10 protein-coding genes are annotated in these 13,000 nt (G+C 40.9%); 3 read left to right on the top strand and 7 right to left on the bottom strand.

Annotation, left to right across the window (positions count from 1 at the left end; translation table 11 throughout):
• Window positions 1–154: 154 nt before the first annotated feature.
• The gene (locus QDN89_RS12480) at window positions 155–2,260 is read right to left on the bottom strand and encodes a (Fe-S)-binding protein (protein WP_280770481.1); all 2,106 of its coding nucleotides are present in this window, start codon (window positions 2,258–2,260) and stop codon (window positions 155–157) included.
• 555 nt (window positions 2,261–2,815) lie between these two features.
• On the opposite strand from QDN89_RS12480, the gene QDN89_RS12475 reads away from it, so the two are divergent.
• From QDN89_RS12475 to QDN89_RS12465, 3 genes are all read left to right on the top strand, one after another.
• The gene (locus QDN89_RS12475) at window positions 2,816–3,232 is read left to right on the top strand and encodes a hypothetical protein (RefSeq protein WP_280770480.1); all 417 of its coding nucleotides are present in this window, start codon (window positions 2,816–2,818) and stop codon (window positions 3,230–3,232) included.
• Window positions 3,233–3,620: 388 nt separating this feature from the next.
• Window positions 3,621–4,820, top strand: a complete 1,200-nt coding sequence (gene cls, locus QDN89_RS12470) for a cardiolipin synthase (protein WP_280770479.1) — start codon at window positions 3,621–3,623, stop codon at window positions 4,818–4,820.
• A 270-nt stretch (window positions 4,821–5,090) separates the two neighbouring features.
• Window positions 5,091–7,028 (top strand): heavy metal translocating P-type ATPase, encoded by a 1,938-nt coding sequence (locus QDN89_RS12465; protein WP_280770478.1) that lies wholly within the window; start codon window positions 5,091–5,093, stop codon window positions 7,026–7,028.
• Between the two features lie 70 nt (window positions 7,029–7,098).
• Here the strand turns inward: QDN89_RS12465 and QDN89_RS12460 are convergent, their stop codons facing one another.
• The 6 genes from QDN89_RS12460 to speE all read right to left on the bottom strand — a co-directional run bounded on the left by QDN89_RS12460 (window position 7,099) and on the right by speE (window position 12,767).
• A complete protein-coding gene (locus tag QDN89_RS12460; protein WP_280770477.1) occupies window positions 7,099–7,875 on the bottom strand; it encodes an alpha/beta fold hydrolase in 777 nt (258 codons plus the stop codon).
• Between the two features lie 60 nt (window positions 7,876–7,935).
• A complete protein-coding gene (locus QDN89_RS12455; protein WP_280770476.1) occupies window positions 7,936–8,106 on the bottom strand; it encodes a XapX domain-containing protein in 171 nt (56 codons plus the stop codon).
• Window positions 8,107–8,517: 411 nt separating this feature from the next.
• Window positions 8,518–10,185 carry an arginine--tRNA ligase gene (gene argS / locus QDN89_RS12450; protein WP_280770475.1) on the bottom strand — a complete coding sequence of 556 codons (1,668 nt, stop codon included), beginning with the start codon at window positions 10,183–10,185 and terminating at the stop codon, window positions 8,518–8,520.
• 7 nt (window positions 10,186–10,192) lie between these two features.
• Complete coding sequence (locus tag QDN89_RS12445; RefSeq protein WP_280770474.1) at window positions 10,193–10,630, bottom strand: YwiB family protein; 438 nt, start codon at window positions 10,628–10,630, stop codon at window positions 10,193–10,195.
• Between the two features lie 421 nt (window positions 10,631–11,051).
• Window positions 11,052–11,924 carry an agmatinase gene (speB, locus tag QDN89_RS12440; RefSeq protein WP_280770473.1) on the bottom strand — a complete coding sequence of 291 codons (873 nt, stop codon included), beginning with the start codon at window positions 11,922–11,924 and terminating at the stop codon, window positions 11,052–11,054.
• A 12-nt stretch (window positions 11,925–11,936) separates the two neighbouring features.
• The gene (gene speE / locus QDN89_RS12435; protein ID WP_280770472.1) at window positions 11,937–12,767 is read right to left on the bottom strand and encodes a spermidine synthase; all 831 of its coding nucleotides are present in this window, start codon (window positions 12,765–12,767) and stop codon (window positions 11,937–11,939) included.
• Window positions 12,768–13,000 lie beyond the last annotated feature (233 nt).

Below are 13,000 nucleotides of genomic sequence, written 5' to 3'. Positions count from 1 at the left end.
TTGTGATCGAACGCTCACTCGGTATTAAAGTAAATAAAATGAAGCGCTTTCATTTTAACTGTACTCCTATTGTAAAACATAACGATTCGGATGTCTCGCATAATCCATAGAGACACCCGAATCTTTTGAAAAATATTAACGCACATATCCTCTTTTAGACGCTAACAGCCTCTTCTTTTTTGACAATCGATTTTTCTAAAATTTCTACGATATCCATCGTTTTTACATCTTCTTCTACTTCTTTCGCTTTTGTTCCATCACTTAACATCGTGAGACAATATGGACACGCACTACCAATGACGCTTGATTTCGTCTCTAATGCTTGCTCTGTGCGAGCTTCATTGACCCGTGTTCCTGTATCTTCTTCTGTCCACATCATTCCGCCACCTGCGCCACAGCACATGCCATTTTCACGGTTACGTTCCATTTCAACTAATTCGATTCCTGGAATCGCTTTTAAAATTTCACGTGGTGGATCGTATACATCGTTGTATCGGCCAAGGTAACAAGAATCATGATAAACGATTTGCTCGTTCACTTCATGTGTTGGTTTAATTCGACCTTCTTGGATCCATTGGAACAACAGCTCCGAATGGTGGAATACTTCCGCTTCAAGTCCAAAGTCTTGGTATTCATTTTTGAATGAGTTGTAAATGTGAGGGTCCATCGTGACGATTTTCTTCACACCGTTTTTCTCAAATTCTTGCACATTTGCCGTTGCTAACTCTTGGAATAGGAATTCGTTTCCGATTCTACGTGGCGTATCACCGGAGTTCTTTTCCTTGTTTCCTAGAATCGCAAATTTTATTCCCGCTTCGTTCATGATTTTTGCAAACGATTGAGCGACCTTTTGACTACGCTTATCATAAGAGCCCATGGATCCAACGAAGAATAAGTATTCAAATTCTTCTCCACTCTTCTTCAATTCTTTCACTGTTGGAACGTCGATATCGTCCCGTCCATCACGCCAATTTTCACGCTCTTTTCTGTTAATCCCCCATGGGTTACCTTGCTTTTCGATATTTTGAATCGTTCGTTGAGAATCTGGATTCATTTTACCTTCTGTTAATACGAGGTAACGACGCATGTCGATGATTTTATCTACGTGTTCATTCATAACAGGACATTGGTCTTCACAGTTACGGCATGTCGTACAAGCCCAAATTTCTTCTTCTGTGATGACGTCCCCAATTAAATTAACATCGTAAGGGTTGAAATCCAGCGCAGCTGCTGCTTCTTCTGTTCCTGTTGCTGCGAGCTGGTTTCCTTTCGTATGACTGAATGCAAAACTTGGCATCCAAGGGTTTCTTGACGTAACTGCCGCCCCTTTATCGGTTAAGTGGTCTCGCATTTTTAAAATAAGGTCCATTGGAGACAGCATTTTCCCTGTTCCTGTTGCCGGACACATATTTGTACAGCGACCACATTCCACACAAGCATATAAATCTAGTAATTGTTTTTGATCAAAATCTTCAATTTGATTTTTTCCAAACTTCTCAGCATCTTCGTCTTCGAAATTAATCGCTTCTAATTGTCCTCGTTTGTGCGTTGGTCCTACCCAAACGTTCGCCGGTCCAGCAATTAAATGCGCGTGCTTGGACTGAGGAATGTATACAAGGAAGATTAATAGGAACAACAAGTGCGCCCACCAAAAGACGAAGAATCCTACAGATGCTGCTGTTGGACTGATTCCGGCAAAAACAGTAGCAATTCCTGAGGCAATCGGCTCAGCAGCCGTTGTCGATTTGTCTAGCCAGATCATTTCCATTCCCTTTGCAAATAACTTGGAGATCATTAATCCCCCAATGAAAATTAAAACAAGTCCTGCTTTGAAATTCCGCTTCAGACGTACAAGCTTTTCCACGTAACGTCGGTGGAATGCCCAAACTACGGCAACTAAGATCATTAATACAACAATCTCTTGAAAAAAGGTAAAAAACGGATATAACGGACCTAATGGTAAATGTCCACCAGGATTCAATCCTTTCCAAATTACATCAATAGCACTGAACTGAACGAGAAGGAATCCATAGAAAAACATAACGTGAATAATTCCGCTTTTCTTATCCTTCAATAACTTTTTCTGTCCAAAAACCATCGTCATCATGGCCTCTTTACGTTCTTTCATGGTCATAATGAATTCTGCTTTCTTGCCTAACTTGATATATTCCATCCTCGTTTGCACTAAAGATGCGAATAAATAAACCGCGTAACCGGTTACAAGAATGAACATGATCCAATTAATAACAATCGGGTTCATGGAACCAGCTCCTTTCAATGTAATCAACCTCAATTTGATTTTTATTATAGCACAGATAATTATGAATGAGTATTCATTCATGAATATTTCTTCAAGAAATATTTTAGTTGTTTTTTCCTTCTCTTTGTCATTTTTTATCATTTAATATTAAGTTTTCTCAATTGTTACTCTTTATCTACTTTATTACAGTTCGAACAAACTTTGGATACTATTCCTAATAATCGTTGAAATAACAAATAAAAAACAACTTTATTAAATTAATTTACTTTAAACCATTTACAAATACCCTCAGTTGTATTAGATTAGTATTTGTACTTATCAATAATAATTACAATTTTATTAGTTGAGTCGCGAAAAACAATTTTCTCTTCGAAATCACCAAGTAATTTCCGATTATTGGATATTACTTCTGTCTTTTACACAAACTAACGAAATACATTTTGGTTATATTTGTAAAAGTAATGACGTCATATGACATAAAAGTGAATTTTCACTACTTGTCATTTTATGATAGTAAAGAACAAATCTACATTCATTTTGAAAGGAAGTAATATCGTGTTAGATTTAATCATTGTCGTCTCCATTGCTGTTATTGTCGGTTTAGTTAGTCACATCCCTATTAAATCTAGTAGGCCTAGAATCACTTCTGTAAAGGAGTGGAAACAAAATCGCTTAAATGAACATGAACGAATGATCTATGAGTGGCTCACTTCAAAAGGATATTACGTTAGCTGCCACATCCGAGAGCAAAACAAAGTGATTCCTCTTGCACTAGAGCCATTCCGAATTGCATTATTTGAGAAAAATAATAATCAATTGTTGAATCAATTTAGGTTGATTTACTTCTCTCTAAAAGGTTGGAAATCTGTGTTTTTCTCCAAAGAAGTGACGGAGGATGAACTTAAAGGCTTGATTTCAGAAATCGAAGCTTTACATGGTAATGTTTCCAATCATCTGAAACATGTGCAGTAGTAATGCCAAGGATAGTTCGTAGGAAAACATGGGAGCTCTTCCATGACTTTTCTATTATCAGATTAGCCAATCATCAAGAAGAAGCTTCTGAGTTTTCTCCTTATTTGTTACATTTTCTAGTAACAACTATAAAGAGAACTAGAAGCTTTTTTTGTTTATTTTAATCTTTAGAACGATTCGGTCTTGTATCTTTTAGTGAATCGGTCCAATCTCTGCCCTTGCATCGATTCGGCTTTCTATCTCCTTTTGAATCGGTCCAATCTCATCTATCTTTACCTAGCGAAAATTTTTAAAGGAAAATGATAGTGATTCCTTCTAAGTATGATTGAATACCATTCGCATAGGGAATGATATTTCCCATATTGATTATTTTGAAAGTTGGGGTTGTATGATTATTTTTCTTGGTATCTTTTTGTTCCTTATCCTATGGATCACTCTCGATTTAATAATTGGTACTCGAATCCATCGTTCCCGTCTTACTAAAATACGGGGAAACATCATTCGGCAAAGCCACTTACACTTTTTTTCCCATGGAGACAAATTATTTGATCATATGTTTCAAACAATCGACAAAGCTACGGATCACATTCACGTTCAATTTTTTATTTTTCGCAACGATCATATCGGTCAAAAATATCTCGATCTACTAAAGGAAAAAGCAATCGCTGGGGTAGATGTGAGGCTTCTTGTCGATTTTGGAGGTTATGCTATCTCTAAAAAAGAAAAGAAATCTTTGAAAAAGGCCGGTGTACAGTTAGCAAAAACAAATATACCAACGTTCCCACTTCTATTTTATTCGCTCAATGAACGAAATCATCGGAAAGTAACTGTCATCGATGGCGTTCACGGATACATTGGTGGGTTTAACGTTGGAGATGAATATTTAGGACGAGACCCTGAGATGGGTCGATGGCGAGATTACCACCTTTACCTTAAAGGGGATGCGAGCAAAGATTTGCAGGAGCAATTTGTGACAGATTGGAATCGAGCAACCGGGTTGAACGTTCGTTTAGATGATCTATATTCCGCTCCTGTCACTCTTAAAGACTCGACTCCGGTCCGGATTGTCCCGACGAACGGAGGTCATGTCATTGAAACGGTGATCGAATTGTTGAACCGTGCGAAGGAATCCGTATTCATCGGTACCCCCTATTTCGTTCCAGGAGAAACAGTGAAACAAAAGTTGTTAGATCTCTGTGAACGAGGTGTTCTCGTAAAAATACTCGTCCCAAAATATCCGGATCATCCTTTTGTTAAAGATGCTGCCTATCCTTATTTTTACGATTTAGTAAAAGCAGGGGCTGACGTAAGGCAATTTTATGAAGGCTTTTATCATTCTAAAGTTCTTGTTATCGATGAGCATTTAGCGGATATTGGGACGTCGAACTTTGATAAGCGAAGCTTTCACGTCAACAAAGAAGTCAACTGCATTATCGAGAGCCCTCATTGGGTTCATTCGACAAAACAAGAGATTGAGAAGGATTTTTATGAAAGTGCGGAAAAGATTACGCTCGAATCGATCGAAAATCGTACGATCATTGAAAAGCTGAAAGAAAAAATTGCCACTCTCTTTTCCCCTTTTTTGTGAGCGTTTTTGTTTCATAAATTCAAGAAAGGGAATATAATATAACGTAAGAGATATTTTCTATAAAAAAATAATCATCCTATCCCCTATCGCGTCATGTATCAACTACGTTTTTCGAGTTGGAAGATTGTTGGGTAAGGTGATTCATTTCTGACATTCATATGTTTTTGAACACAATTGTTTTTGCTGTCACCAATAGGTGGCAGCAATTTCTGGTTTAATGGCCTTATTGACGATGATAGTCTTTATCAACTAAAGAAGGGACTGATTCCTATGGAATTAGAGCAAGCAAATTCAACTGTGACAACAAAACCGTCTTCTTATTCCTCTTTTCTAGAAAAAATCGTGTTACACCGCCAATTAGTTATGTCGTTAGCGGGTGGAGGATTTTTATTAGCTGGATTTTTAGCAGAATTTGGAGAAGGATCTTTATGGGGCGTGGCAGCAGTCATATTTTACGTTCTATCTTACGGCGTCGGTGGTTTTTACAAAGCGAAGGAAGGATTAGATGATTTAATCCAAGATCGTTCTTTAAATGTCGAGGTGTTAATGATCCTTGCTGCATTAGGAGCGGCCTCGATAGGTTATTGGAATGAAGGGGCTATTCTCATCTTTATTTTCTCCTTAAGTGGTGCAATGGAAACCTACACGTGGCAAAAAAGCGAGAAAGATTTATCTGCTCTTGTTAAAATGGCACCACTAGAAGCAAATCGCGTTACTGATACAGAAGAACTCGAATTAGTATCGGTTGATGAACTTCAAATTGGCGACCGGATTATGATTCGCAGTGGCGAACGAGTTCCCGCCGATGGAGTTGTCACTCGTGGAACAACATCCATAGATGAATCCACCATCACGGGGGAATCTGTTCCTGTGAATAAAGATATCGACGATGACGTTTTTAATGGAACGATGAATGAGCGTGGCTCTATCGTTGTGGAAGTGACGAAAGAAAACGCCAACTCTCTTTTTCAAAAAATGATCCGGCTCGTGGAACAGGCTAAATCCAACCGTCCACCTACGCAGCAATTCATTGAGAAAGTGGAAGGACCTTACGTGATTACCGTGTTAATTCTCGTTGCTCTCATGCTTGTTGTTCCTCCTTTTGTCTTTGGCGCTCCGTTTCAAGAAACCTTCTATCAGGCGATGGTGCTTCTCGTTGTGGCGTCTCCCTGTGCTGTTGTTGCGTCAGTGATGCCGGCACTTCTTGCAGCGATTTCCAACGGAGCAAGACGCGGTGTGTTAATGAAAGGTGGCACCTATTTGGAGCAGCTATCCAAAGCTCAGGCCATTGCGTTTGATAAAACAGGGACGATTACAAAAGGCGAACCGACTGTGACGGATTTTCATATTTTTCATGAGAATGACCGTAATCAAATTCTTGCTAATGCTGTTTCGATTGAAAGGCAGTCGAATCATCCGTTAGCGAAAGCGATTGTTGCTTTTGGTGATAAGGAAAAAGTAAATGGGGCTGAAATGATTCAATCCAGTGAAGATATAACCGGCTATGGTGTGAAAGCTCAAATCAACGAAGAAACATGGATGATTGGGAATTTTGAGATGATGAGCCAATTTCAAAGCAATCCTTCGATCGATCATACACTTGAAGAAAAGTGGCAAGGGGAAGGAAAAACAGTTGTGTACATCTCTCGGAACAATGAAGTTGCTGCGATGTTAGCGATCAAAGATGAGATTCGTGAAGAAGCTAAAGAATTAATTGCCGACTTGCACAAACTAGGTATGAAAACGATTATGATTACTGGAGATCATGAAGCGACAGCGAAATCCATCGCAGTGGAAGCAGGATTGGATGACTGGATATCGCATTGTCTTCCAGAACAGAAAGTTTCTGAGATTGAACGTTTACGAGAAAAGTACGGCTCGGTGGTGATGGTTGGTGACGGCGTCAATGATGCCCCTGCCATGGCCAAAGCAGACATCGGGATTGCGATGGGTTCTGGAACCGACGTTGCCATTGATACGGCTGACATTGTTTTGATGAAGAGTGAGTTAAAAAAAATTAATTCATCCTTTAAATTATCTAGTCGGTTAAATCGAATCGTAAAACAAAATCTCGTGTTCTCCGTTTCTGTGATTTTACTGTTGATTGCTGCGAATTTTGCTCAACAGCTTTCCCTTCCTCTTGGCGTCATTGGTCATGAAGGAAGTACGATTCTCGTCATTTTAAATGGCTTAAGATTGTTGAAATAATCATTAAGTAGACATAAAAGGTACTGCACTCAATGAATGAGCGCAGTACCTTTATTTGTCAGTTGGTGGATTAGGCTGTATTTGATACAAATTGCTTTACAATTTGTTTGACGGCGGATGCTCGTTTTGTCGGAAGTTGATGGGCTACGTCATCAATAAGCACTGTCTGAACCGGACCTGGTGCGTATTTTTCAAAGGGAAGTCGGTAGTCGTGAACGTATTCATCCCTACTACCATAGAGAAGGAGGATTGGGCAATTGATATCCTTCAACCGATCCGTCGCTTTGTATTCAAGTCCAATTCGATAGTATTCTTCTAATAACTCAGGCGACATTCGTAAAATATAGTCCGACAAATCTTTCCTTATACTCCACTCTCGTTCATGAGCGATTGCTAAAGCAATGGAAATGAGTTTCATTTGTTTTGCTTTTGCTGCGAGAATACCGATACGAAATTCATTTTTCAGTAAAAATGTGCTCACTTCAGAAAATCCACCCATTAAAATGAGTCCACGAACTCGTTTAGGATAGCGAATCGCTGTTTCTTGTACGATTGATCCCCCGTTTGAATATCCACAAATGACCGCATTTTTCACTTTGGCTGCGTCTAGCACTCTTATAACATCGTCTGCAAGTAATTCCATTGAAAGCGGCCTGCCGTCATGACCGCTCCTTCCGTTTCCGCGAAGATCCATTGTTATCACGGTGAAATATTTTGCTAATTCTAGTTTTTGCCGACGAAACGTCACGTGCCCCATAGAAGGCGGATGCACAAAAAGGAGCGGAATTCCCTTCCCCTCCTTTTCAAAATATATCGCGTCTTTATTTCGGTCTTTCGTCCATGGCATTTGCTTCACCCTCCATCGTTCTGTCGCAGATGTGGTTAGGTTATGCCATGATTCGATTTTCTATCCAAAAAATGTAGTAGAAACATACTGGAATAATTTGAAACCTAAGTAGACTCCAAATATACCCATGACACCTGGTAGTGCTGGTGGTGCTGGTATAGGTAGCTTAATAAGCGCAAAAACAAATCCTACAATCGCCCCTGCAATTAACGCTAAAATAACTTCTTGCATTTTTTTCACCTTCTTTTGTTTGATAACGCAACCATTGTACGTCATTTGTTCCATTATAGTTTGACAACTATAAGCTCTCTCTATCCTAACAGAAAGAGGTACGTACATCTATATTTTTCTAAAATTTAATTATGTAAATTTTTCTTACGAGGAATGGATAGAAAGATTAATTTGTTAAATTGCTTTTTTTGGGGGCTAGACGGCAGACGGGGGCTCTAGTGACCTTTCTTTTGCCATATTGCTCGTTTAGGGGCACTAGTCGCCTTCTCTACTGTCCTTACTCAATCAAAATTGCTCTTTTAAGGGCACTAAATAGTCTTTACCACCTTCATCTCCACCTCCCATAGCAAATATCCGCCACAACAACAACCAAAAAATCCCCTCGACCGGCGAGGGGATTCCAACTATCTATTACATTTTTTCTGGGGCTTTTACGCCGACAAGACGGAGCGCATTGTTTAATGTGATTCTGACAGCTTCCATTAAAGCTAGGCGAGCTTTTGTTAATGCTTCGTCCTCACTAATCACTTTTTCTGCATTATAAAAACTATGCAACGCTTGCGCTAATTCGTGAACGTAATTCGTGATGCGGTGTGGAGATCGGCGTTTCGCCGCATCTGCAACTGCTTCCGGAAATTCTCCAATTTTTTTCATTAAATCTTGCTCTTTCTCGGCTTTAAGGCTAGAAAGATCTGCGTTTGTATCAACGGTAAATCCTTTCTCTTCACCTTGGCGAATCATGCTACAAATACGAGCGTGCGCGTATTGCACATAGTAAACAGGGTTTTCATTGGAGCTCGATTTCGCCAAGTCCAAATCAAAGTCGAGATGGGTGTCGGCTGCTCTCATGGCAAAGAAGTAACGCGTTGCATCAATGCCAACTTCTTCCATCAACTCTCGCATCGTTACGGCTTTCCCCGTTCGTTTACTCATCTTCACTTTTTCGCCGTTTTCAAACAAGTTGACCATTTGGATAATTTGAACGTCTAGCTCGTCTTCTTTGTGACCAAGAGCTTGGATCGCCGCTTTCATCCGTGGGATGTAGCCGTGATGATCCGCTCCCCAAATGTTGATCAATTCATCGAATCCACGAGCAAACTTATCTTTATGATAAGAAATGTCCGGTGTTAAATACGTATAAGAGCCATCGCTTTTCACGAGTACTCGATCTTTATCGTCGCCGTATGTCGTAGATCGGAACCATGTAGCGCCATCTTGCTCGTATGTTTCGCCTCGTTCTGTCAACTCTTGTAAAGCTTCCACTACTTTATTGTTCGTATAAAGGGATGATTCTGAGAACCAGTTGTCAAACTCAACGCGAAAGTCCGCTAAGTCGTTTTTCAGCTTATCTAACTCACGCTTCAATCCGTACTCACGGAAAAATTCCCGTCGGCCTTCCACTTCCACATCTTTAAAACGATCTCCATAGTTATCCACGATTTCTTTCGCAAATCCAATGATATCTTTGCCTTGGTAACCATCTTCAGGCATCGCTACGTCTTCGCCTAACTCTTGTAAGTAACGCGCCTCTAACGATAGTGTTAAATTGTCAATTTGATTTCCTGCATCGTTAATGTAATACTCTCTCGCTACCTCGTAACCTGCTTTTTCCAACACGTGGCTTAACGAATCTCCGACTGCCGCTCCACGAGCATGTCCAAGGTGCAACGTCCCTGTTGGGTTTGCCGAAACAAACTCCACTTGAACTTTTTTGCCATTCCCGACATTTGTTTCACCGAATGCTTCTTTTTGACTAAGAACGGTGGCGACAATGTCTGTTAAGTAATCTTTTTTCATGAAAAAATTAATGAATCCCGGTCCGGCAATGTCGAGTTTTTCTACTTGAGCTGCTTCATAATCGAAATTCGCTTCAATATCTTCGGCAATCATCTTAGGTGCTTTTTTTGCAACACGGGCTAATTGCATCGCTAGATTCGATGCGAAGTCACCGTGCGTTTTGTCTTTTGGTGTTTCAATAATGATCGTCGGTATTTGTTCCTCTGATGCTAGTTCGGCTTTTTTCACAGCTGCAATAAGCTGATCTTTCAGGCCATCTTTTAACTTTTCTACTTGGCTCATGGTTCGTTTAAACCTCCTTGATTTTTACGTACATATCGTAATTTCCAGTATCAGACCCTTGCAGCTCGAGCGCATATTGCAACACAATAAACCCTTCCTGTGCGTCTTGATCCCAGTCATAATCTATTTTACTCGTATCTGTCCGCATACTCATCGGTCCGAAAGCACTATGATACATCCCTTCCGTCTCTACTCCCGGGATAAACCGTTGATTCATCGTAATCGCACCTTTGCGCTGAACAGTCATTCCTTCATCGGTAAGCCTTACCGTCTGCGTTGTGGATTGCTCTTGTCCTTCTTCTTTCGGTTCCGAAAAACGAAGGACGGTCAGTTGTCCACGCTGAAATAGTTCACCGGTCGCTTCCATCGTATGGACTTCTTTTCGCTTGCCATCTTTGATGGTTGTTTTCATTTCAATCGTTACTGCTAGTCCGCTTGAAGACATGGCGTTTGATCACCTGATCCTTCCTTTTAATAACTTATCTATTATAACGAAAAAGGTAGCACGAGTTCAAGAGGCAGGTTTAATCGTTCTCGTTTAGGGGCGCTAGTTGGTCGCTCTAGTGACCTTTCTTTTGCCATAATGCTCGTTTAGGGGCACTAGTCAGTCGCTCTAGTGACCTTTCTTTTACCATAATGCTCGTTTAGGGGCACTAGTCAGTCGCTCTAGTGACCTTTCTTTTACCATAATGCTCGTTTAGGGGCACTAGCCAGTCGCTCTAGTGACCTTTCTTTTACCATAATGCTCGTTTTAGGGGCACTAGCCAGTCGCTCTAGTGACCTTTCTTTTACCATGCTAGTGAATTGGGTTGCTAGAAACAAAAGGCCCCAATTCAGTATTCAACCGAAATGAGGCTCTCGTATTCTTATTTTTTAAAGCCAAGTAGCATTTCACGGATGAATTTACTTGCTGCAATCGACGTTTGTTCTGATGGATCATAAGCTGGGGCAACTTCGACTAGGTCACAGCCGACAACATTTACATCAGATCCAGCAATCAAATGGATCGCTTCTAGAAGCTCTTTCGATGAGATTCCACCCGCTTCAGCTGTCCCCGTACCAGGCGCAAATGCTGGATCGAGAACATCAATGTCTATCGTCACATATACAGGGCGTCCTGATAGCTTCGGAAGCACCTGCTTTAATGGTGCGGCCACCTCAAACTTGCTCATGTGCATGCCAGACTCTTTTGCATAGTCGAATTCTTCACGCATGCCTGAACGAATACCGAATGAGTAGACATTTTCCGGTCCGATTAGTTCGCATGATTTGCGAATCGGTGTCGAGTGAGAGAGTGCTTCCCCTTCATAGGACTCTCTTAAATCGGCATGAGCATCAATATGAATGACAGCGAGATCATCGTGTTTTTTGAACATTGAGCGGATGATTGGCCACGTGACCAAATGCTCGCCACCGAGTCCAACGGGAAACTTCCCTTCCGCAACGAGCTGATCGGCAAACTGTTCAATCATATCAATGCTTTTCGCTGCATTTCCGAATGGCAATAGCATGTCGCCGGCATCGTGCACTGAAATCTCTTCTAAATGCCGATCCAAATAGACGCTGTATTCTTCTAGGCCGATGGACGCTTCTCGAATTCGGTTTGGACCGAAGCGAGAGCCTGGGCGAAAACTAGCGGTGAAGTCCATTGGCATTCCAAACAGCACGATATCTCCTTCGTCATAGGATTTATCGGCCATAATAAATTTTCTTCCTGAGTAACCTTCATCGAAAAACATCCGATTCCCCCCTTATTTTTTCAACAAATCAGCCACGAACTTAGGCAAGGCAAAAGCAGCACGGTGGATGTCGTTTGTGTAATATTTCGTATCTAACTCATGGAAGCGTTCTTCCGTTACTTCTAGTGGATCATATGTTTTTGAACCGAGTGTAAATGTCCAAAGGCCACTTGGGTACGTTGGAATGTTGGCAGTGTATAGTCGTGTAATTGGAAACGTCTCCGACACGTCTTGGTATGCATTTCGAATCAGGTCTTGTTGGAACCAAGGGTTGTCCGTTTGCGCAACAAAAACACCATCATCTTTTAATGCTTTGGCAATACCTTCATAGAAACCTTTCGTGAATAAGTTGACGGCTGGACCAACGGGTTCCGTGGAATCAACCAAAATCACGTCATATTCTTTTTCACTTTTGGCTATGTGCATGAAACCGTCGTCCACTTGGACGTCTACACGAGGGTCGTCCAATTTGCCAGCAATTGTCGGCAAGTACTGTTTGGAATACTCAATGACTTTGCCATCAATATCAACGAGTGTTGCTTTTTCTACTTCAGGGTGCTTAAGAATTTCTCGAATGACGCCACCGTCTCCCCCACCAACGACGAGGACTTTCTTTGGGTTGGGATGGGTGTGAAGTGGAACGTGCGCGATCATTTCGTGATACACAAACTCATCTTTTTCTGTTGTCATAACCATGCCGTCAAGTAAAAGCATGTTGCCAAACTCTTCTGTTTCGACCATATCCAGTTGTTGAAAATCTGTTTTTTCACTGACATACGTCTGCTTGATTTTTGCGGTAATACCAAAATTCTCTGTTTGTTTCTCTGTGAACCAAATACTCAATCTCGTCACCTCTTCTAATTTATCGGGTTTCCCCGTTTACAGTATGTTTATTTTCATTTTATCCATGAATGAAACTACAGTAAAAGTATATCGAAAACAGACACAAATGAATACTCCCGCCACTTAATTTCTAACGAAATTTGAAGTGGGGGTTTCTAGGGTATCGACTTTCAAGATGACGATTAACCGCTAGTGGAGTTGACACAGTGGTGTGCTAAAAACACCCAACCCCG

Origin of the sequence: Salipaludibacillus daqingensis, assembly GCF_029891575.1 — a bacterium.
Lineage (GTDB): Bacteria > Bacillota > Bacilli > Bacillales > Salisediminibacteriaceae > Salipaludibacillus > Salipaludibacillus daqingensis.
The sequence above is the reverse complement of the archived record's forward strand: the minus strand, read 5'-3'. Positions and strand labels throughout refer to the sequence as shown.